The organism is Buttiauxella agrestis ATCC 33320 (genome assembly GCF_000735355.1).
Classification (GTDB): Bacteria; Pseudomonadota; Gammaproteobacteria; order Enterobacterales; family Enterobacteriaceae; genus Buttiauxella; species Buttiauxella agrestis.
On the sequence record NZ_JMPI01000030.1, the window covers coordinates 257,676 to 280,280 of the forward strand.

Annotated in this window: 19 protein-coding genes; 2 read left to right on the top strand and 17 right to left on the bottom strand. The window is 54.3% G+C overall.

All coding sequences use genetic code 11. The features are described from left to right. Positions 1-38: 38 nt before the first annotated feature. Positions 39-1,181 (top strand): MalY/PatB family protein, encoded by a 1,143-nt coding sequence (locus GBAG_RS11485; protein ID WP_034496034.1) that lies wholly within the window; start codon positions 39-41, stop codon positions 1,179-1,181. Here the strand turns inward: GBAG_RS11485 and GBAG_RS11490 are convergent. Beyond that, positions 1,170-1,736 carry a VOC family protein gene (locus GBAG_RS11490; RefSeq protein ID WP_034496036.1) on the bottom strand — a complete coding sequence of 189 codons (567 nt, stop codon included), beginning with the start codon at positions 1,734-1,736 and terminating at the stop codon, positions 1,170-1,172. The two genes, GBAG_RS11485 and GBAG_RS11490, sit on opposite strands and share 12 nt — an antisense overlap. A gap of 248 nt (positions 1,737-1,984) precedes the next feature. Here GBAG_RS11490 and argS point away from each other — a divergent pair, with 248 nt between their 5' ends. Further along, positions 1,985-3,718 carry an arginine--tRNA ligase gene (argS, locus tag GBAG_RS11495; protein ID WP_034496038.1) on the top strand — a complete coding sequence of 578 codons (1,734 nt, stop codon included), beginning with the start codon at positions 1,985-1,987 and terminating at the stop codon, positions 3,716-3,718. 57 nt (positions 3,719-3,775) lie between these two features. On the opposite strand, the gene lpxA is transcribed toward argS, so the two are convergent. The 16 genes from lpxA to GBAG_RS11575 all read right to left on the bottom strand — a co-directional run bounded on the left by lpxA (position 3,776) and on the right by GBAG_RS11575 (position 22,571). Further along, the gene (gene lpxA, locus GBAG_RS11500; RefSeq protein ID WP_034496039.1) at positions 3,776-4,567 is read right to left on the bottom strand and encodes an acyl-ACP--UDP-N-acetylglucosamine O-acyltransferase; all 792 of its coding nucleotides are present in this window, start codon (positions 4,565-4,567) and stop codon (positions 3,776-3,778) included. Between the two features lie 148 nt (positions 4,568-4,715). Then, entirely contained in the window at positions 4,716-5,855 is a 1,140-nt protein-coding gene (gene bglB, locus GBAG_RS11505) for a beta-galactosidase BglB (RefSeq protein ID WP_034496044.1), read from the bottom strand. Next, positions 5,855-7,444: an MFS transporter gene (locus GBAG_RS11510; RefSeq protein ID WP_034496046.1), complete on the bottom strand. Its 1,590-nt coding sequence runs from the start codon at positions 7,442-7,444 to the stop codon at positions 5,855-5,857. The genes bglB and GBAG_RS11510 overlap by 1 nt, the downstream gene beginning before the upstream one ends. Positions 7,445-7,713: 269 nt before the next feature. Then, positions 7,714-8,106 carry a flagellar protein FlhE gene (gene flhE, locus GBAG_RS11515; RefSeq protein WP_034496049.1) on the bottom strand — a complete coding sequence of 131 codons (393 nt, stop codon included), beginning with the start codon at positions 8,104-8,106 and terminating at the stop codon, positions 7,714-7,716. After that, positions 8,106-10,187, bottom strand: a complete 2,082-nt coding sequence (gene flhA / locus GBAG_RS11520; RefSeq protein WP_034496051.1) for a flagellar biosynthesis protein FlhA — start codon at positions 10,185-10,187, stop codon at positions 8,106-8,108. The genes flhE and flhA overlap by 1 nt, the downstream gene beginning before the upstream one ends. Further along, positions 10,180-11,331, bottom strand: a complete 1,152-nt coding sequence (gene flhB, locus GBAG_RS11525; RefSeq protein WP_034496053.1) for a flagellar biosynthesis protein FlhB — start codon at positions 11,329-11,331, stop codon at positions 10,180-10,182. The genes flhA and flhB overlap by 8 nt, the downstream gene beginning before the upstream one ends. Before the next feature lie 166 nt (positions 11,332-11,497). Further along, positions 11,498-12,142, bottom strand: coding sequence for a protein phosphatase CheZ (gene cheZ, locus GBAG_RS11530; RefSeq protein ID WP_034496055.1), 645 nt, complete (start codon positions 12,140-12,142; stop codon positions 11,498-11,500). Positions 12,143-12,152: 10 nt separating this feature from the next. Then, positions 12,153-12,542, bottom strand: a complete 390-nt coding sequence (gene cheY, locus GBAG_RS11535) for a chemotaxis response regulator CheY (protein ID WP_034496057.1) — start codon at positions 12,540-12,542, stop codon at positions 12,153-12,155. 17 nt (positions 12,543-12,559) lie between these two features. After that, the gene (locus tag GBAG_RS11540) at positions 12,560-13,609 is read right to left on the bottom strand and encodes a protein-glutamate methylesterase/protein-glutamine glutaminase (protein WP_034496059.1); all 1,050 of its coding nucleotides are present in this window, start codon (positions 13,607-13,609) and stop codon (positions 12,560-12,562) included. Continuing rightward, positions 13,606-14,472 (bottom strand): protein-glutamate O-methyltransferase CheR, encoded by an 867-nt coding sequence (cheR, locus tag GBAG_RS11545; protein WP_034496061.1) that lies wholly within the window; start codon positions 14,470-14,472, stop codon positions 13,606-13,608. Before cheR ends, GBAG_RS11540 begins: the two co-directional genes overlap by 4 nt. Before the next feature lie 19 nt (positions 14,473-14,491). Further along, entirely contained in the window at positions 14,492-16,096 is a 1,605-nt protein-coding gene (locus GBAG_RS11550; RefSeq protein ID WP_034496063.1) for a methyl-accepting chemotaxis protein, read from the bottom strand. Between the two features lie 42 nt (positions 16,097-16,138). Then, complete coding sequence (tar, locus tag GBAG_RS11555; RefSeq protein WP_034496065.1) at positions 16,139-17,812, bottom strand: methyl-accepting chemotaxis protein II; 1,674 nt, start codon at positions 17,810-17,812, stop codon at positions 16,139-16,141. Between the two features lie 177 nt (positions 17,813-17,989). Beyond that, on the bottom strand, positions 17,990-18,961 hold the full coding sequence (locus GBAG_RS11560; RefSeq protein WP_034496067.1) for a Csu type fimbrial protein: 972 nt from the start codon (positions 18,959-18,961) through the stop codon (positions 17,990-17,992). Then, positions 18,958-21,318, bottom strand: a complete 2,361-nt coding sequence (locus tag GBAG_RS11565; protein WP_425591298.1) for a fimbria/pilus outer membrane usher protein — start codon at positions 21,316-21,318, stop codon at positions 18,958-18,960. The genes GBAG_RS11560 and GBAG_RS11565 overlap by 4 nt, the downstream gene beginning before the upstream one ends. An 11-nt stretch (positions 21,319-21,329) precedes the next feature. Further along, entirely contained in the window at positions 21,330-22,082 is a 753-nt protein-coding gene (locus tag GBAG_RS11570) for a fimbrial biogenesis chaperone (protein ID WP_034496070.1), read from the bottom strand. Between the two features lie 15 nt (positions 22,083-22,097). Then, entirely contained in the window at positions 22,098-22,571 is a 474-nt protein-coding gene (locus GBAG_RS11575) for a Csu type fimbrial protein (protein WP_051873700.1), read from the bottom strand. Positions 22,572-22,605 lie beyond the last annotated feature (34 nt).

Consider the following 22,605-nt stretch of genomic DNA (forward strand, 5'->3'; position numbering starts at 1 on the left):
ATAATCTCAAACGACAGTCACAAAAAAGGTAATCAATGATGGCATTCAATTTTGATGATGGCATCGACCGCCGTCACAGCGACAGTTCGAAGTGGAATAAATTTGGTCATGATGTTTTGCCAATGTGGGTCGCCGATATGGATTTTCGCTCCCCGCCTTGTATTCTCGATGCCCTTCATCAGCGTGTCGAACACGGCGTTTTTGGCTACGGTGCCCGGCCCCAGGAGTTAGTCGATGTTGTCGTTGAGCGAATGGCCAGCCGTTACCAGTGGCAAATCAAACCTGAATGGATTGTCTTTTTACCAGGTGTTGTCGCCGGGTTGAATTTAAGCGTTCGCGCATTTACCGCAGCCGATGAAACCACGATTGCTCCCAGCCCTATTTATCCCCCTTTCCGAAAATCATCCGCTTTTGCCCAACGCCCGCAACTCAATGCCCCTCTGCGCCTTGAGAAAAGCCGCTGGGTAATGGATTTAGACGCCCTTGAATCTCAGTGCACCGGCAAAGAAAAATTACTGATGCTCTGCAATCCGCAAAATCCTGGCGGCACGATTTACTCCCGGGAAGAATTAGAGCAACAGTTGGCTTTCGCGCAACGCCATGACCTGATTGTTTGTTCAGATGAAATCCACTGCGATTTACTGCTCGATCCGGGCGCGAAACATATTCCCTTCGCCACTCTCAGCGCCGATGCCGAGCAACGATCCGTCACCCTGCTTTCACCGTCTAAAACGTTTAACATCGCCGGGCTTGGCGCCTCACTGGCGATTATTCCCGACCCGGAATTGCGCAAACGTTTTAACACAGTGCGTGATGGAATTGTGCCGAGCGTCGATGTGCTCGCCCTGACGGCGGCCACCGCGGCCTGGCGTGACGGCGAGCCGTGGCTGCAAGAGTTACTGCCGTATTTGCGCCGCAATCGCGACCGTCTGGTCAGCGCGGTGAACGAGATGCCTGGCCTGACGACGGTTTCGCCGCAAGCGACGTATCTGGGCTGGGTCGATGCCACCGCTTTGCCCGTAGAAAACCCGACTCTGTTCTTCCAGAAAGCGGGCCTGGGCTTCTCGCCAGGGGCAGATTTTGGCGAGAAAAAATTCGTGCGGATTAACTTTGGCTGCACATCCGCAACGCTTGAAGAAGCGATTAAACGGATGAACAGCGCTGTAAAATCAATCGGCTAACTCGCTGGCGACAATCTCTTCAATACTCCAGGGATGGAATTTGATCGTTACTTTGCCGTCGGTGACGGCGAGCGTTGGATTTGGCAGGCGCTCACGTTCGCCTTTTGGCGAACTGGTTTTCACTGAAATTCCCGTCTGGCGCAATCCCGCGTCAGACATTAAGTCCAGAGCCCGCGCGTTCAGCGTTTCAGTCTCACCAGGCAAGACAATTTCTACATGCTCCCAGCCTTCGTGCGGGTAACGTTTTTCACCCGGCCACGGCAGTTCCACCACGCTAAATTCCCAGTGCGCAACGCGTACCGGTTCGTCGAGTTTGAACAGGCAGATGGGGCGATCGTTAATAATATTTTCTGAAAGCAACGTACCGCACTTTTCTAAACCCGCACGCCAGCGTTCAGCCGTCGTATTCTGGTGGCAGCGCAGGGAAATATGATCGGCGTCGAGCGGGGCAATCTCGAGACCCAGACGTGCAGCCAGTTGGGTTAACGCTTGTATAAAACGCGGGAGATCCTCTGAAATATCACTCAGTTCTGCAATTGTCTGCCAGTTGGCCATCACCTTATCCTCGAAATCACGAATGCGCGTAATCTACCTTTTTCGGCCAGCATCACCAACACCCATGGAGCCGCGAACGCTCTGAATGGTTAATCACTATACCGTTAAGGTTAGTACAGGGCCGCTCGACCACGGCTTTTGCTGACTCCGGAGATTAAAAACAGTTATACTTACGCCCTAATTTTATCCCCAACGATACGGCTGCTGTATCAGTCACAGCAGTCTTAAGCAAAATGTAAGGTATCCCGGTGAATATTCAGGCACTTCTCTCAGATAAAGTCAGTCAGGCACTGATTGCCGCAGGTGCTCCTGCGGATTGCGAACCACAGGTTCGCCAGTCAGCAAAAGTTCAGTTCGGCGACTATCAGGCCAATGGCGTGATGTCAGTTGCGAAATCACTGGGCAAGCCACCACGACAAGTCGCCGAGTTGGTGATTGCTAATCTGGATTTGACCGGAATTGCCAGCAAAGTCGAAATCGCCGGTCCTGGTTTTATCAACATTTTCCTCGACGCGGCGTTTCTGGCGAAGAGTGTCGATGAAGCTGTCGCCTCCGATCGCGTCGGTGTCACCGTTTCCGAACCGAAAACAGTGGTAGTGGATTACTCCGCGCCAAACGTTGCGAAAGAAATGCACGTCGGGCATGTGCGCTCCACCATCATTGGTGATGCCGCTGTTCGCACCCTCGAATTCCTTGGCCATAAAGTTATCCGCGCCAACCACGTCGGTGACTGGGGCACGCAGTTCGGGATGCTGATTGCGTATCTTGAAAAACAGCAGCAGGAAAATGCAGGTGAAATGGCGCTGGCTGACCTCGAAGAGTTCTACCGCGCGGCGAAGAAACATTACGACGAAGATGCAGAATTTGCCGAGCGTGCTCGCGCATACGTGGTGAAACTGCAAGGCGGCGACGAATACTGCCGCAACATGTGGCGCAAACTGGTCGATGTGACCATGACGCAAAACCAAATCACTTATAAGCGTCTGAACGTCACATTAACACGTGACGACGTGATGGGTGAAAGCCTCTATAACCCAATGCTTCCGGGTATTGTGGCTGACCTGAAAGCAAAAGGTCTGGCGGTTGAAAGCGAAGGCGCTACGGTAGTATTCCTCGACGAATACAAGAATAAAGACGGTGAGCCGATGGGCGTTATCATCCAGAAAAAGGATGGCGGCTACCTGTACACCACCACCGATATCGCTTGTGCGAAATATCGCTTTGAAACCCTGCATGCTGACCGCGTGCTGTACTTCATCGACTCCCGCCAGCACCAGCATCTGATGCAAGCCTGGACTATCGTGCGTAAAGCCGGTTATGTGCCAGATTCTGTGCCATTAGAGCACCACATGTTCGGCATGATGTTGGGCAAAGACGGTAAGCCATTCAAAACCCGTTCTGGCGGAACCGTAAAACTGACTGACCTGCTGGATGAAGCCCTTGAACGCGCTCGTCGTCTGGTTACAGAGAAGAACCCAGACATGCCTGCTGATGAGTTAGAAGCGCTGGCAAACGCCGTCGGTATTGGCGCGGTGAAATACGCGGACCTGTCCAAGAACCGTACCACTGACTACATCTTCGACTGGGACAACATGCTGGCCTTCGAAGGCAACACGGCACCGTATATGCAATATGCTTATACCCGTGTGCTGTCAGTGTTCCGTAAAGCCAATATTGATGAAGCCGAGTTGCTGAAAGCGCCTGTGGTGATTACCGAAGATCGCGAAGCGCAGCTCGCGGCTCGCCTGCTGCAATTTGAAGAAACGCTGAACGTAGTTGCGCGTGACGGTACGCCACATGTGATGTGTACTTATCTGTACGACGTAGCGGGTCTGTTCTCAGGCTTCTACGAGCATTGCCCGATTCTGGCCGCTGACAGCACTGAAGCGCGTAACAGCCGCCTGAAACTGGCTCTGTTAACGGCGAAAACGCTGAAACTGGGTCTGGATACGCTGGGGATTGAAACCGTAGAACGTATGTAATTTTTGGCTTTCATGAACAAAAGGCTCGCCGTAAATGGCGAGCCTTTTTTAATTTGTTTAACGTACGATGCCCCGTGCCGACCGCGCAAAAAAGCGGTCAAAAAAGCCAATCACCGGAAAATCGCTTTCCATCACTTTTAAAGACCTTTTCACTTCATCGATCGACAGCGCCTGATGGTAAAAACGCTCATAAAGCGTATGAACCAAATCCTGCTGTTCCTGATTGAGTGCCAGAAACGCCCGGGATTCCACGTTCACGCCCAGCGGCTGCGCGTGGTTCCCACCCGCCATCACAAACGGTGGCACATCCTGAACGACTCCGGATTGGTCGAGGATCTTCACCCCATTCCCCAGCATGCAAAACTGATGAATCGCGCACATATAACCAATTTGCGCATCATCATCCAGCTCCACGTGCCCGGCCAGGCCGCTGTTATCGCCAATCTGCGTGTGATCTCCCACGACGCAATCGTGTCCAATATGCACGCCATTACTAATCCGGTTGTCGTTACCCATCAGAGTCACGCCGGAACCCTGAATCGTGCCGCGATGAACCGTAGCGTGGTGGCCGAAATGGTTGCGATCGCCAATGACTAATGTCGTCGGTTCACCGGCATATTTAAGATCCTGATTCACTTCACCAATAGATGAATACGAACCAAAATTATTGTCACAACCCAGGGTTGTCAGGCCGGTGATCACTGAGTGAGAGCCAATAATCGTCCCCTCGCCTATCACGACACCTGCGGAAATAACACAAAATGGGCCAATGGTGACATTGGCACCAATAACGGCTCCCGCTTCCACCAAACTATTGGCGGCAATACGAGCAAAAGGAGAAATGGACAAAAGGTGATCCTGGTGGGGGACAAGCAACAGCGCGGAGCATAATGAATTGTGCCGCTGAATACTCCTTATTTAATTTCTTATTTTTGGGGAACCATTCAGAAAAAAGAGGCCTGTCTGATTAGACAGGCCTTTTGTGATGAAAATGTGCTTAGAGATAAATACGTAAATACTCACCCAGGCACAGAATTGCCATCGCCTGACCGTACGGCATCGACGTCAGCGGGATCTGGCGATAGAAGTCGAGATTACTGCCCATTCCAGTCCCAAACGAAACTTGCAGCAGCTCGCCCTCAGGCGAAATATTTTTCACTATCCCTTTCATCGCCTTCTCAGCCACTTCAGCGTATTGCTTGCCGATATAGCGTTTACGAATGCCTTTCAGTATCCCGTAAGCAAAACCGGCGGTGGCCGACGCTTCGAGATAAGAATGGGGATCGTCCAGCAAAGTGTGCCACAAACCGCTGTCATCCTGACATTTCGCCAGCGCAGCGACCTGGCTTTCCAGCACCTGGACCAGGTAACGGCGCACCGCATTGTTTTCGGGTAAATCCACCAGCTCAAGGAAATCAGGAATAACGATCGTCAACCAGCTGTTACCACGCGCCCAACGCGCCTGCGCAAAGTTATGATTGCCTTCATAATTCCAGCCGTGGAACCACAGCCCGGTTTCTCTGTCCATCAGGTTTTGTACATGCAGCAGGAACTGATAAGTTGCTTCCTCTACATATTCCCGGCGATTCAATAGTTTGCCGATTTTCGCCAGCGGCAACACCGTCATCATCAACGTGTCATCCCACATTTGCTGATGATTTTCTTCGGCAAGCGTCACATGCTGCATGCCACCGTGTTCGGTGCGTGGCATTTCGTACATCGCCCACTCCGCCCAGCTTTCAAGCCAAGGCAAATACGATGGGTCGCGCGTTTCCTCAAAACGATAAGCCAGCGTCAGGAACGGTGCCATGGTATTCACGTTTTTGGTGGTTGCCCCTTCGGCAAAACGATCGGCAAACCAGCTATCAATAATCTCACACATTTTCTTATCGCCGGTCTGGCGATAATACTGATACATACCGTACAAACCGACGCCGTGCGTCCACTCCCAGCCCGCCCAACCTTTGGTATCAATGACTCGCCCGTCATCCAGTCGCAGCAAAAATTGGCCCGTTTCATCCTTAATATTAATCAGGTTGTCCGTCACCTTGTGGATCAGGGATTTCAGTTCATCCCGGGCAATAAAATGCTCCGGCTGGCACAGTAAAGGGCTGTGTTTGACGGGATAAATAATCATTAGCTTAACCTCTGTGATGTATTCGAATTCATTGCAGCAGCCTCTTTTAACGACGGGGCGACTGGCTTATTACGATTGAGATAACCAATATTGTTGTTGCCCCACAGTGTGTCGTACGGCATACCCGCGAGCATTTCGACCGTCGCGCGAGCTTCAGGCGTGGTCGCTTCAGGAACAGGACGCCCTGCCTCGCGCATCTTCGCGGTCTCTTCACGCAAGACACTGTGCGTTTGCAAATTGAGTTTAAAGCGCAGGGAAACCAGGAAACCGCAGGCCAGCACCGCAACCGTACCGAAACTTAAAATCATCAAAATGGTGTGGCTGACCGCTGGCGGTTGCGTGGTCTGGCCGGAAACGAAACCAGAAAGCTGCATCACGATACCGACTAGCATCACCGCTCCCGCCTGCGACGCTTTACGTGTCAGCGTCATGATCCCGGCAAAGATACCTTCGCGGCGCTGCCCGGTAATCACTTCATCCACGTCGGCAATATAGGTGTAGGTATTCCACGGCACATAGTTGATGCCCCCACGACCCAGACCCGCGACGGCTGAAACCAGCATCAGCAGCGAGAACACATCGCTTAAGCCCGCGTAATAAAGCACCGCGTAGGAGACCGAACTGAGACCAAACAGTACAACGACCATACGATAAGATGGTGCCGGGCCGTATTTAATACACAGTGGAATCATGCCGATCACCGCAATAAATTGCAGAATCGCCATGGTGCCAAGCAGGCTCGATGCCATGCTCGCGCTTTGCATCAGAACAAACACCACATAATAGGTAAACACGGCGTTGAACACGTCCTGCGCAATATAGCCCCCCAGATACATACCCAGATGCTGGCGGAAAATCTTCACGCGGAGTGTTGAAGTCAGCTCAACGTTCAGGCGTTTCATGCTTTGTGCGAAGGTCAGCGTTTTCTTCTCTTCTTCTGCACGCAATGCCGCTTCAGTCCATTCGGAACGCGGACGCTCCCAGGTAAAGAACCAGACAAAGGTCAGCACGATGGCGCATAACGTGGCGAACACCAGGCTTGAATAGAAGAAAGAAACCGCGTTGTCTTTACCGAAGTGATTTAACAAAATGCCCGGCAGGAATGCGGCGAGAATCGCCGAGAGTTGCGCCATAGAAATACGCGCACCCGAGAACTTGGTTTTCTGTTTGAAGTCATCGGTCATTTCTGGAACCAGCGTTTCGTATGGCACCAGAATCATGGTGTAAACCACGTCAAAGATCAGGTACGTCACCAGGTAGTACCAGTAACTCATCTCTCCAACCCACATAAAGCTGTAGCTGAAGACCAACGGAATACCGAGCAGAATAAAGAACTTACGGCGGCCAAAGCGCTTGCCAAGCCAGGTTGAACCGAAGTTATCAGTGAGGAAGCCCATCAACGGGCTAACGACAGCATCCAGCACCCTTGCCATGGCAAAAATGAAGGTCGCTTCAATCGGTGTGAGTCCACAGAAGGTGGTATAAAAATAGAGTAGCCAGGCGGCAGTTAATGCCGTGGTTCCCGCTCCGAGGAAATCACCTGAGCCATAGGCAAGATAATTTGCCAGTCCAATCTTACGTGTTTTCATTGCCGTCAAACCCCGTTGCTTTTGTTATTGGAGACTGCACGTCCCGTGCGTATCGGGCCTGCGAGGAACCTTACAACGTTAAGGTAGAAGGACGGGGCTGATGTTACCTTTCCATTTTTGCCACGGACGGGCGAATGTTGGCAAAATTACAAAGAGTCCCGGTACGGGTGTCACTGATTTATAAAACAAGGGTTTGTTTTTATCAAAAGCAGGGATTGAAAATGAGATCTGGAAGGAAAAAAGCCGCATCAGTCATGCGGCTGTTAGGGCTATTTGTAATTAACAATGACCTGATTGCTTTGCACTTTCAGCGCCGGGAACAGCGCTCCGCCACCGGGGACTTGCCAGACAAACCGCAGCGGCTCGTTTGCCGCAACGTTCGTTAGCCCACGCGTCGTCCCGCTCTGCCCTTCTATCTCGACACAACGTGTTGACGAGCAAAGCCTGACATTCAGACCCGCAGGCGTCGGCCCAATCAGTTCATAGCGCCACGCGACCATCGTCATCACGCCTGTGACGGGCTGAGACGGTGCCAGAGCGCGTGACGAAGCTGCCACCCCGCGATGACTGAGCGTCGCGCCCACACCGCTCGCCTGCCACGCTCCTTCGCCACTGGCGTGCGCCATAAAAGGCAATAACATCAGCATCAACAGTCGGTTCATCATTTTGCTCCGATGGTCGCAGTCATACGGATATTGCGGTTTTCAGAGAGTTCGAGACTTGAAAGCACCATTAACTGCGGCAAACTGCGGCGTAAGAAACGAGCCAGAAGTGGACGCAACGCGTGGTTAACCAGTAAAACAGGCGGCGCACCCAGCATTTCCTGGCGCTTAAGTGCTTCCTGTGCCTGTTCCATCAAGCGGTCAGCAAGCCCGGGTTCCAGCCCCCCTCCACCCTGCAATGCCTGTAATAGCAGGCGTTCAAGCGCCGCATCCAGGCCAATCACCTGCACTTCGCCGTTGCCAGGGAACCATTGCTGCGTAATGGCGCGCCCCAGCGCGACACGGACCACGGCGGTTAATTCATGAGGATCGTTTTGAATCGGCGCATGTTCTGCCAGCGTTTCGAGAATGGTGCGCATATCGCGGATCGGCACTTTCTCGGCGAGCAGGTTTTGCAGCACTTTGTGCAGCGTGGTCAGCGTCACTACGCCCGGCACCAGATCTTCAGTCAGCTTCGGCATCTCTTGCGTCACGCGATCAAGCAATTGTTGCGCTTCCTGGCGCCCAAACAGTTCCGGGGCAAACTGACCAATCAAATGGTTAAGATGCGTGGCGACCACGGTACTGGCTTCAACCACTGTAAAGCCCTGAATCTGCGCTTGTTCTTTTAATGCGCTTTCAATCCAGGTCGCGGCCAGACCAAATGCTGGATCGGTGGTCGCTTCGCCCGGAAGCGTGCCTGCGGCAGTGCCTGGGTTAATCGCCAGCCAGCGCCCTGGATAGGCGTCGCCGCTGCCAATTTCCACCCCTTTCATCAGAATGCGATAACGCGCAGGCGGTAAATCCATGTTGTCGCGGATGTGTACCACCGGCGGTAAGAACCCCATATCCTGGGCGAATTTTTTACGGATACTGCGTATCCGCCCCAGTAGCTCGCCGTCTTGCTGGAAATCGACCATCGGAATCAGGCGATAACCCACTTCCATGCCGAGCGAGTCCTCGAGTTGAACATCATTCCAGGTGGCTTCAACCGCCTGCGGGTTTTCCTGTGGTTTTGCGGGTGCCGCCGGAGCAGCCGGAGCCTCCATTTCGCGCCCGCGCATCCACCAGGCCAGCGCCAGCAATGCAGCAGTAAACAGCAGGAACACAAAGTTTGGCATTCCCGGCACCATACCGAGCAAACCCAGTACGGCCGCACTGAGCATCATCACGCGCGGGTTATTGAACAGTTGGGTCACCATCTGCTCGCCGACGTCCTGATCGGTTGCCACGCGGGTAACAATCACACCCGCCGCCGTGGAAATAACCAGTGCCGGGATCTGCGCGACCAGACCATCACCGATGGTCAACAGCGTGTAAGTTTCAGCCGCCGCCCCCACGGCCATATCATGCTGGAGCACACCGACTAACAGCCCGCCGATCACGTTAATCACCATGATCATTAATCCGGCGACGGCATCACCGCGCACGAACTTACTGGCACCGTCCATCGAACCGTAAAAGTCCGCTTCCTGCGTCACTTCCGAGCGGCGTTTTTTCGCTTCTTCTTCACCAATCAACCCGGCGTTAAGATCCGCATCAATCGCCATCTGTTTGCCCGGCATCCCGTCCAGCACAAAGCGCGCGCCCACTTCGGCAATACGCCCGGCACCTTTGGTGATAACCATAAAGTTGATGATGACGAGGATGATAAACACCACGATACCGATGGCGAAGTTGCCACCGACGAGGAAGTGGCCGAAGGCTTCAACCACTTTACCCGCCGCCGCGCCGCCGGTATGGCCTTCCATTAAAATAATACGAGTGGAAGCCACGTTCAGCGCCAGGCGCAGCAAGGTGGTAAACAGCAAAATGGTTGGGAAGGCGGCGAACTCCAGCGTGCGCTGGGTGAACATCGCCACCAGCAGCACCATAATCGACAGCGCAATGTTAAAAGTGAACAGCAAATCCAGTACAAACGCCGGCAGCGGTAGCACCATCATCGACAAAATAAGCAAGATGAGTACCGGCCCGGCAAGAATCTGCCATTGTCCGGCTTTCATGGTGCTCGGCAGGCGCAGTTGCGCCAACAGGTTAGCCATCGGAGTCCTTCTCGTTTGCAAAGTCCAGCGCTTCTGGCACTGGTAGATTTTCAGGTTTTTTCGGAATCAGGCCGCCAGCCACTCGCCAGCGGCGCAGTTGCCAGACCCACGCCAGCACTTCGGCCACCGCGGAATAAAGTTGCCCAGGAATTTGCTGACCAATTTCAGCATGACGATATAACGCACGCGCCAGCGGTGGCGCTTCCAGCATTGGAATACGATGTTCGTTGCCAATCTCACGAATTCGCAGCGCCACCAGCCCCGCGCCTTTCGCCACAACCTTCGGCGCATTCATTTTGTTTTCGTCATATTGCAACGCCACGGAATAGTGCGTCGGGTTGGTGACAATCACATCAGCTTTGGGCACATCGCTCATCATGCGACGGCGGGCGGCGGCACGTTGTTGCTGGCGAATACGGCCTTTAACGTGCGGGTCGCCTTCTTGTTGCTTAAATTCGTCGCGAATATCCTGGCGGCTCATGCGCAGCTTTTTGAGGTTGCTGAATATCTGGAAGAAAACGTCAAAGCCGACCATTGGCGTCAACCCCAGCACTATCAATAACCCGCATACCGCAACCATATTCAGCGCATGCCCGAGCGCCGCCAGCGGCGGTTCGCTGATCAGTCGCATCATTTCCGGCCATTTATGCAGCAAGTACCAGACGGTCACGCTGCCCACCAGAATCGCTTTCAGAAAGGCTTTAAGTAACTCGGCACCGGCCTGTGCTGAGAACATCCGCCCTAATCCCGCAATCGGATTAAGTTTGCTGAATTTGAACTGTATGGATTTGCCGCTAAACAGCAGGCCGCCAAGCAGCATGGGCGCGGCAATCGCCACAATCACCAGCCCCATGATCAACGGCAGCAACGCCCAGACCGCCTGTTTTATCAGCAGGCTAATTTGGCTAACAATCAGATTTGGGTCGTTAATGATGCTGTGATCAAAATGCAAACCGGCAGAAAGCATGGCAGCAAGTTGCCGCCCCAGAGGTTCGCCGCCCATCCAGATGATGCTTATCCCCACCAGTAACATCAGCAGTGAGGTCAATTCGCGGGATCGGGGGATCTGCCCATCTTCTCGTGCTTTTTCAAGACGATGAGCTGTGGGGGCTTCTGTTTTATCGTCGTCGCTTTCTTCTGACACCGCAACAATCTCGTGGCCGCAATTACCAACACAGCATGCCAGAGAGGGGTAAAGCTAATGGCGGGAAAACGGGGGGATTTGTGGGTTTGTTTGTGGCGTTAAGGCGCGATCGCCCCAGCCTTCCCCCTCAAGCGAAGAAGATGACCGGGGCGTTTTTATACGAAACTTAAAACCCTAAACTATCCAGCAAATCGTCAACCTGATCCTGGCTTGCTACCACACCAGCCGCGCTGGCGTTCATTTGCGGGCCGTTGAGCAGGCTGTCGGCCGGGCGTTTCGCACGGGCGTCCAGTTCCGGCATGTTTTCCATCAACACCATCAACAGCTGGCGTTCAATTTCCTGAATCACATCCATCATGCGTTTGATGACCTGGCCGGTTAAATCCTGGAAGTCCTGCGCCATCATGATTTCCAGAAGCTGGGCGTTGGTGAAACTGGTGTGCGACGGTACGCCAGACAAATAGCTGCGCGTATCGGTCACCAGTTCACGAGCATCACCCAGCTCGATGGGATTTTCAAACCAGGCATCCCAGCGGCCATTCAGCGCTTTGGCTTCTGATTCCAGTTTATTCTGGTGCGGTTGCGCCAGCTCCACGCAGTTGAGCGCACGCTCGGCGGCCTGCGCGGTCATCTGCACCACGTAATCCAGGCGATCACGCGCATCGGGGATGGCTTCCGCGGCTTCGGCAATCGCTTGATCCAGGCCCAGCTCACGCAAGCTGTCGCGCAGCATACGGGTCAGGCTGCCTATCCGGACGATAATATCGCCGGTTGAATGTAACTCTGACGCGGGATTAGTCGATGAGTGCATGAGCCTCTCCTTACATGCCGAGCTTTTCGAAGATTTTGTTTAATTTCTCTTCCAGGGTCGCGGCAGTAAACGGTTTAACGACATAACCACTCGCCCCCGCCTGCGCTGCGGCAATAATGTTTTCTTTCTTCGCTTCTGCCGTCACCATCAGCACTGGCATCGCCGCCATACCACCATCGGCACGAATGGTTTTCAGCAATTCCAGGCCATCCATGTTCGGCATGTTCCAGTCGGAAATCACAAAACCAAAGCCTCCACCGTTGAGTTTGTTCAGCGCATCAACACCATCTTCAGCCTCTTCAACGTTATTGAAACCCAGCTCTTTTAGCAGGTTACGGACAATGCGACGCATGGTAGAGAAATCATCCACCACCAAAAATTTGAGTTCTTTATCTGCCATTTATAGAGTTCCTTCGGTTAAATACGTATTGCCTGTCCGGCACTAATCTTCATCAGCATCTGCTGACTAATCTGACTTAAATCGACCACTTCGCTAACGCCACCACTGTTAATGGCCTCGCGCGGCATGCCGAACACCACACAACTTGCTTCGTTTTGGGCGATAGTCCATGCCCCGGCTTTATACATTGCCAGCATCCCGGCGGCACCGTCATTCCCCATTCCGGTGAGAATCACGCCCACGGCATTTCGCCCGGCGAATTTCGCGACGGAATGGAACAGCACATCCACAGCCGGGCGATGCCGGTTCACGGGCGGGCCATCATGAATCTTGATTTGGTAGTTCGCCCCGCTGCGGGCAAGCTCCATGTGTTTATCTCCGGGTGCGATGTACGCATGCCCTGGCAAGACGCGTTCGCCGTCTTCGGCTTCTTTCACCGCTATCTGGCAAAGTTTGTTCAGCCTGTCGGCAAACGATCGCGTAAACCCTGGCGGCATATGCTGGGTGATGAGCACCGCCGGGCTTGAAAGCGGCAGCGGTTGCAGCACATGGCGAATCGCCTCGGTGCCGCCGGTTGACGCTCCAATAGCTATCAATTTTTCTGAACTGAGCAGTGGCCCGGCTTTCAGTGCCATGGGGGCTGCAACTGGTGCACGCGCCGCCAGTTTCGCCTTCGCGGCAGTCCGCACTTTCTCCGCAATGGTTTCGCTGTACGCCAGCATCCCTTCGCGGATCCCCAACTGCGGCTTGGTGACAAAATCAATCGCGCCTAATTCCAGCGCACGTAATGTCACTTCCGACCCTTTTCCGGTGAGCGATGACACCATCACCACGGGCATCGGGCGCAGGCGCATCAGTTTTTCGAGGAAATCCAGCCCGTCCATGCGCGGCATTTCTACGTCGAGTGTCAGCACATCCGGGTTAAATTTCTTAATCAAATCACGCGCCACCAGCGGATCAGGCGCGGTTGCGACCATTTCCATGTCGTCGTGACTGTTAACGATCTCTGTCATGATCTGGCGCATCAGGGCGGAATCATCGACACAAAGCACGGTTATTTTTGTCATGACCTTTCCTTACTCAGTCCGTACACGGTCTGCCCACGCAGCAAAAATTCCCGGCTGAGGTTACTGAAGTTTTCCGAGTGCCCGGCAAACAGCAGTCCACCCGGTTTAAGCAGCGGCACAAAGCGCTGCAAAATTTGCTGCTGCGTCGCTTTATCAAAATAAATCATCACATTGCGACAAAATATGGCGTCAAACGGGCCGGGGATCGGTGCTTGTTTGTCCAGCAGATTTATCGGCGCAAAATCCATGTGGCTCATCACATCGCTGCGCACCCGCACCAGCCCATCGTGTGGCCCGGTGCCGCGCATGAAATAGCGCTGCATTTGCAGCGGTGCCAGCGTTTTCAGCTCATCCTGGCGGTAAATCCCGCTCTGGGCTTTTTCCAGCACCTGAGTGTCGATATCGCTGGCGAACACTTTCCAGCGCCCAGGCGCCATGCCTAACACATCAGCCAATGTGATCGCGATGGAATACGGCTCTTCCCCGGTCGATGCCGCCGCACTCCAGACTTTGTATTCGCCACTTCGTTTACGCGCATGTTCTGCGAGGATCGGAAAGTGGTGACCTTCGCGAAAAAACGCCGTTAGGTTAGTGGTCAGGGAATTAATGAACGCCTGCCATTCGGCATTGCTGCCGTTAGCTTCCAGCATGCTCAGATAATGCCCAAAATCCTCCAGTCCTAGCGTGCGCAAACGGCGCACCAGGCGGTTGTAAACCATGTCGCGCTTGTGATCGGCCAGCACAATTCCTGCGCGCTGGTAAATCAACTGGCATATCCGACGAAAATGCGTGTCGGACAGCGGTAGACGCTGTGTCATCTGTAACATTAATGACGTTTGCCCGTTGGGCAGCGGTGATGTCATAGCGTCTTCTCAATTACTTTCAGGAGGTGACCAGCACCCCATTGGTGACTAAATCTCTGGTGACGTCTTCACTGTCGACACTTTCCAGATTAAATACCGCGACCACGCCGCTCAGATGTTCGGCCTGGTTTGCCAACGCATCCGTCGCAGCGGCCGCTTCTTCGACCAGCGCGGCATTCTGTTGTGTGACCTGATCCATTTGGCTGACGGCTTGCGCGACTTGTTCGATACCACGACGCTGTTCGTCAGACGCAGAAGCAATTTCACCCATAATGTCGTTAACCTGCGTCACCGAACGGACGATTTCCGCCATAGTGGTAGCCGCGGTATCAACCAGTTGCGAGCCTTGCTGCACGCGACTTACCGACTCTTCGATAAGCACTTTGATCTCTTTTGCCGCCTGCGCACTGCGTTGAGCCAGGTTACGCACTTCACCTGCCACCACCGCAAAACCGCGCCCTTGTTCACCGGCACGAGCCGCTTCAACCGCCGCGTTCAGCGCCAGGATGTTGGTCTGGAAAGCGATGCCGTCAATCACGCTGGTGATATCGCCGATTTTCTTCGAGCTTCCGGCGATGTCGTGCATGGTGCGGGCGACGTTTGCCGCCTGTTGTCCACCCTGCTGCGCGGTGTCTGCTGCGGTGCGTGAAAGCTGTGCAGCCTGACGGGCGTTGTCGGCGTTCTGGCTGACGGTTGCGGTTAACTGCTCCATGCTGGCGGCAGTTTCAGCAAGCGATGCGGCCTGTTGCTCGGTGCGCGAAGACAGATCGTTGTTGCCCGCGGCAATTTCGGCGATGCCGGTGTGCATCGCGCCACTGCCCTGACGGACTTGCGCAACGGTCTGTTTGAGTTCCTGCTGCATGTTTTTCAGGCTGCGGAAAATCTCGGAGATTTCGTTGCGGCCATACACGCTAATCGGACGGGCTAAATCCCCTGCGGCGATGTGCTCAAAGTGGCTGCGCACGATTTCCAGCGGCTGTACCAGCATTCTGCGCGACCAGAGAATCGAACCTATTAGCATCAGAATGGCAATCACCGTCACGCTGGCGAAAATAATCGCCGAGATTTGGTAGTTCAGTTTGCTGTCAGCACTCGATGCCGCCACGGTGTCATTAATACTCTGCTGCCAGGCGTTAAAATAGGCGTCAAAAATATCCTGTGATTTCTGAATCGGCGCACTGAGGAAATCAGAAAGCTGATTGCTTTCAAGCCAGGTCGCCTGATGCTGTAAGTCATCCCGATAAGCGGCGTAACTCTGCTTCGTCGAGGCCACCATATCCTCACCTTCTTTATTTAAAGGTGGGATTTCCAGAAACTGGTTAAACAGCATATCCGCTTGTTTCAGGCTGCCACGGGCATTCGCCATCAGACGTTTGATATCTTCTGGCGGATAACTGAGCGCGGTTAGCGTTCCAGCCCGGCTTAGAGCGGTGCTGGCCTGCAACAATGCCGCGCGACTTTGCGTCAAGGTGTCGCGCTGTTGGTTTCCGACTTCAACCATTTTTAGATTCTGAAAATCATCCCTGAATGCCCAGAAGGACAGTCCATTACTACCAATCTGCAAAACGCCGCAGACGATCAAGATTAACAAAAGCGTGGTCGAAATTCGGATACGGTTGAACATCACAGCCCCTCTGCCGACACGTCTGCCGGCCATTAAAGATTCTTAGAAAGTTTCCCAGTTATCGTCTTGCCCGTTCGTCGTTGCACGGCTCGGCTTCAGTGTTGGCTTGAGCGTCGGTGCAGGCGTTGAGGGGGTATTGACTACAGGCGTCGCGGCAGATTCCGGGGTTAAACGGAAGGCTGCCACCAGTTGACTTAACATGCTGGCTTGTTCTTCAAGTGCGGCGGCGGCAGAGGCAGACTCTTCCACCAGTGAGGCGTTTTGCTGGGTGACACGGTCCATTTCTGAAACGGCCAGCGCCACCTGGTCGATACCCCGGCTTTGCTCGTCAGAAGCGGAAGCGATTTCGCCCATGATGTCGGTCACGCGCGTGACCGCATTGACGATATCGCTCATGGTTTCCCCGGCGCTTTCTACCAGCACTGAACCGGTATCGACGCGGGAAACAGAATCTTCAATCAGCGATTTAATCTCTTTGGCGGCTTGCGCGCTGCGTTGCGCCAGGTTACGAACTTCACCCGCGACGACCGCAAACCCACGCCCCTGTTCACCTGCACGAGCGGCTTCTACCGCAGCGTTCAGCGCCAGGATGTTGGTCTGGAAAGCGATACCGTCAATCACGCCGGTGATATCAGCGATTTTCTTCGAGGAACCCGCAATGTCGTGCATGGTTTTCACCACGCCATCCACCACTTTGCCACCGCGCTGGGCGGTTTCGGAGGCGCTTAAGGCCAGCTGCGAAGCCTGACGGGCGTTTTCCGCATTCTGCTTCACCGTGGCGGTGAGCTGTTCCATGCTGGCGGCCGTTTCTTCAAGCGATGCGGCCTGCTGTTCGGTGCGGGAAGAGAGATCGTTGTTTCCGGCGGCGATTTCGGTGGCACCGCTGTAAATCGCGTCCGAGCCGTCACGCACGCTACCCACGGTAATAATCAGTTCTTGCTGCATGTGGCGCACGCTGGAGGTCAGCTCGCTGATTTCGTTGCGCCCGGTTGAAACGATATTTGCTGTCAGATTGCCGTTGGCGATTTCGCGAATATGACCAATAACCACCGCCAGCGGTTGCAGCAGAATGCGGCGCATTCCAAACCACACCAGCACTATTACTGCGAACAGCGCCAGTGCGAGACAGGCAATCTGCCACTTGGCAAAGTTATAGTCGTTAGCGCTGGCAATATAGGATTGCTCGTACATGCGGTCATTGAGCGCAATGTAGTCGCTATATTCTTTCTGGAGAGCGTTTTGCAGACTTTGCGTGGACTGCGCAAAATAGGCGTCCATGTTGCCGCTTTCCAGATAACCCACCAGCTCGCTCAGTGCCTGGTTGTAGTTCTTGTAGTCGTCATCAATACCTTGCACCAGGGCTTCCAGCTCCGGATTAATGGCGGGAATTTGTTTGAACGCGGCGTAATGTTTTTGCGCTTCAACGAGGGATTTTTTGGCGTTATTGAGCAATTCCGTTTTTGCTGCACTTTGCCCGTTGCTGGCATCCATCATCATGCGGGCCGCAGAGCGGCTCAGGTTGATGCGCGTTTGCAGCATCAACTCCCAGGTGTTTGCCAGTTCTGACTGCTGAACGCGTAACTCCCTGGAAACTTTAAAACTGTCGTTATTTTGTTTAAGTGAGTTAAAAAACATTCCGCCAGAGATGAGCTGGAGCAGCGCGAACACCACCAGCACCATCATTAGCATGGTGACAACGCGAATACGGTTCAACATATAACACCCTTTTAATGATTTCTTATCGGTGTTATCGGCATGTTGTGACGGAACTTTACGTGAAACTTTGGCGCAATTTCGTGTCGGGGGCGCTGCGCTTGCCCGACCTACCCCCCGTTGGCATTGGGTTTTCGTAGGTCGGATAAGCGCAGCGTCATCCGACATTTGGCACGTTATTTAAAACGCCACATCGACAACCAACGTATCGGTATACGCGCCAGCGGGAGGCGTTGTTTGGCTGGTGAGCACTTTTGCCACGTAGTTAAAGTTGCGCAGTAAACCGTCGCTACTCAACCCTGACGATGCCGCGCTCGCCCAACGTTCTGTGCCGAGGCTTCCCCAGCGGTCGGTGCCGTTAGATTTGTAGATTTCATAGCTCATGTAATTGTTGCCGCTTTTCATGCGCCGAAGGTTGCCGCTGGCATTTGAACCATTGCTGACGCCAACGGTATAAGTGCTGCCTTTGGTGCAGGTAATCGCGATACTTTGCGAAACGCTTTTAAAGTTTTGCACCAGCGGCGCGCTGTCGAAATTTACCGCCGGAGCGGTAATCGTGCTGCAATCGTTGGTGACGGTGAGCGTCACCGTCATATCCGCGCTGCCGTTTCCCGTCTGGTAGGCGAGACAGACCGCCACGCCAAGGCTGCAAATATTCCAGTCGAGGCGAAAGTTGAGCACCACGCGATACGGCCCGGCGCTGACGTTTTGCCCGGCGACGGTCCGCAGGTAAATCGGCAACGTATAGCGCTTGCTGGCCAGCAGATTCAGCAGCGTGCTGCCGCTCCAGGTGTAAGTTCCTCCCGCCTGCACTTCACTGCTTCCGGCACAGCCCGACTGCACGCAAACCACCACCGGGACGTTATCCGGATTAGCGGGTTCATCCGTGCGGCGTAACAATCCGCGGATCCCCGTCACCGCAGGCGTGGCCCCCAGATAAGTGAGTTTTATGGAGTCGGAAGTCAGCAGGTTAAGGACGGTGTCGCAATCGAGCGTCAGTGTGGCGCTGGTATTCTGCACCGTGGTATTCACCACAAACGAACTCTGGCTACCAAACGACGCCGGTTGTGAGCCTTGAGTGCAGGCCGACCAGGCTGGCATGGCGATCGCCAGCAGCAGTGCTGCCAGTAGCCACGCTCCGGACCATTTCATTTTGCTCCCTCAACACACACCAGCGGGCCGTAGGTTTTCAGTTTGCGATCGGGGTTACTTTCAAGTTTAAGCGTGGCGCGACAACGCTTGCCCTCCGGCGTGCTCACCGTCAGGGGATTCACATCGCTGAGGTTTTCGAGATACACAATCCCGTCGTATCCCACAGGAACGGGCGACTGTAATGGGCGATAAACCTGGCTTGCCACCGGCAGCACTTTCCCCTGGCTGTCTTGCAGAATAACGCTGGCCACACGCTGTTGTTCCATAGGGAAATCGAGTAAATAACCGGAGTGACGGCGTAACGCAACGCGCCGTTCGGTGTCTTTTATACGCGTGTCGGCAGGCAGATTCAGCGTGTTGATGCTGTAGTTTGCCGGGTAATAAGAGGAGACGCCACTGATCAACAAGTAACCGTCGTCATCGGTGGTGCCAATCGGCTGGTTTTCAAAATTCACCGTGACATCACGATAACCATGGGTGCTGACCACCATAAAGGCGTCGTTGATACGGTTGGCCGCCAGAAACGTGTTATCCATCATCACCAGCGAGCCGGACATTTCTCCCCACTGGGTGTAGTTTTTGCGCTGCCCGTAAACGCCGCCCTGCAATTCCACTTTATTATTGCGCCAGCCCAGCGTCGCCTGCTGATAATCGTCGCTATCACTTTGGTGCGCATAGGCCATATTCCAGCTAAAACCACCGTTGACTGGCATCGCGTGGTTGTAGTTAACCCGTTGCGAACTCCCGGCATCCGGCGTGCTTTCAACGCTGAATGCGGCGGAGTCTGACGCGCCGAACGGCACCTGGAGTGAAAGCGCCACGCTCCAGCCGTTTTGCGCAGGATCGTGGCTGGCGGCGAGATAAAAACTGCTGTCTCCCCAGAGGTTTTTGCTCCATGACACGTTGAGCAGTTGCGTTTTTTCGTCGTCAAAACTGCGCACGTCAATCCACGCCGCGCCGACGTTGCCGTAGCTTCCAAGGTTAAAAGAGAGCGAGTATTGATCGGTGCTGCGACTGAGGCTGGCGATGGGCTGATTATTTTCGTCGTACATGTCGGGCGAATCATAGAGTGCCAGATTACCAAAACCACGATCGCGATGGCTGTGCTGGGTGCCGATGTTAAAACTGTTGGTGCTGTACTGATAACCCCAGTTAATTTGCTGCCCGCCTTCGCCACGCATTTCGCTGCGCGAATACGCGCCGTTGATCACCCCAAAACGGCCAAGTTTTAACAAGGAACCGACGCCGCCCAGCGCAAGAGATTGTGCGCCCTCGGCATGGCTTTCCAGCGTCCAGTATTCGTTGACACCATAGCGGTACGAACCGCTGGCCGCCGCAGGACCATAGGAAAAGTTATCAATGCCGTAATCACGCCGCATGGCGCCGAGGGTTAACGCCCCGTCGCTCAGGCCAGGCTTGAGCAATTCACTGGCAACATAAAAAGGCAGCGTGGTCGAAACCTGACGGCCAAGCGCATCGGTCGTCACCAGAACTGCATCACCGGAGCCATTGATGTAGGGCAGATTCGTCAGGGTGAACGGGCCAGGTTGCAGCTCGGTACTGCCGCTGCGATAGCCGTTGATAAACACATCAACCGTGGAAGGCACCGCCGCTTCGCCGGAAAACGCGGGCAACGGGTAGGTAATGAGATCCGGGCGCAACGAGAAATCACGGCCAATGGACACGCCGCCCATGCGCACGCTGTTGCTCCAGCTTAATGAATCGCTGACCACATCCCCCGCCGACCAGCTGATAATGTCGTCTTCATCAGTGCCGGTGAGCGTGGTGTCGTAACGGATATAACCCTCGCCGTTCCCTGAGTCGTAACCAGAAAAACCCTCGCGAACGGTGCCGGTAGACGAAAGACTGAGATTGCCACTAAACAGGCGTAACTCATGCCAGAGGGAAGCCTGGCCGCCGCTGTTATCGGCATGGCTGGTATAGAAATCGTAATTGAGCAGCGCCCCGCTGCCGCTCAACGGTTTAAAGCTGGCGTCATTTGTGCCAAGCGTAATCGCCTGGCGAGGGAGCCATTCGTTAGGGACTTGCATCAGCAGCCGTTGCCCGGCGCTGTCGTACTCAGTTTTGACGTCTTTGAGCGCCGAGACATTCACTTCGTCATCGCGGAATTTATCGCCCGGCAAACCGGCGCGTTGTAAATCGGCCCGGCTGACAAAAAATTGCCCCCCACGCTGGGTCACAGGCACCACCTGGCCGCTGTCCCACTGGTTAAAAACCAGTGATAAATGAAACTGAGCGGTCTGGTTCAGCGCCTGCGCATCCGGCGGCGGAGGCAAAGCATCGTCTTCTTGCGCGGCATGGCTGCATATCGGCAAAGACAGAAGAAGCATCGCCATCGGTAATCGGCTCAATTGACCGGAGAGGTTTGCCATTGTTCGGAACGAGCGTTGATCGTTGCAGACAATTGGTCAGGCCGCGAAAGTGATGCGGGTAACGGCCATTCTCGCTGGCTACCGGGTAGCACGTAGCCCATCAGCCCGTCGGCTAACACTCGTTGTTGGCTGCCCTGGCGCAGAGTGACTTTACTCAGTCGGGCATGAACGTTTCCGCGATTGGTGACTTGCAACGTCGGCTTGCCACTTCCATCAACCACACGCCACGACAACTTCGCCGGTTCGGTATTGGCGTGATTGCCAGCGGCCTCTTCAGTGACCATGCCCGCTCCATAGGCAAACAGCGGGATGGAATAACGCATCTGCAATTTCAAACCCATTTGTGGTTTGTTGTTATCCCGCGGCTGGGGAATTTCATCCACCACAATGCGGTAAGCCTGCTCCTGGTTTGGTGGCACAACATTTTGTTTGATCAGGCGTATCAGCTGTTTGCCCCCGCCCGCAATTTGCACAATAGGCGGGCTGGCGACCACATCTTGTTGCGGCTGGTATTTTTCATGCCCATCCTGCTGCTGCCAGCCGACCACTCGCACCTGCATGGTCGTGGCCTCGCTACTTTGATTTTGTATCCATAATTCTGCGGCTTTGGCGTCGGGAGCCAAATAGGGATCAATAGGCCAAATCAGGATATTCCCGGCAGCCAGAGCCTGAGCGCTGGCGAGACAACCTGCCGCGAATAACAGTTTATGCGTGAGCCATGGCGTCATTATTTTCTCCCTTTTTTACCATGACAGCGTCACGGTGAGTTGGTCGGTATAAGTTCCTGCCGGGCTAAAACCCGTTAACTGCGCCGCACCATAAATCGGCAACGTGATGTTGTTACTGTTGCTGTAGGTTATCGCCACTGCCTGATTCACCAGAATTTCCGTGTTGGCGGTTAATGCCCCGCTGGTGTAGAGGCGGTAAGGCACCGCTTCGCTGCCGCCGGTGCGCACCATATTGCGCACCGAGGTGTAATGTTTGCCGCCATCAATGGTCATGCTTAACGCCACTCCGGGCGTGCAGGCCAGTGCCAGCGAGGTGTTGGGAATAAACGCGTTACTGGCGGTACCGCTTTCCACCCCGCTGTGGCTGCCGAAATTCAACGTGCCAAATAAACCGCCACTGCCGCTGGCAACCGAACAGCCCGGGGTTATCGTCGCGCCCACCTGGAATGATTGTTGGGTGACAGCACTTGCCGGAAGCGCCACCATCATTCCCAAAAGCCAGGCGTGAATTTTATGCAAAGCG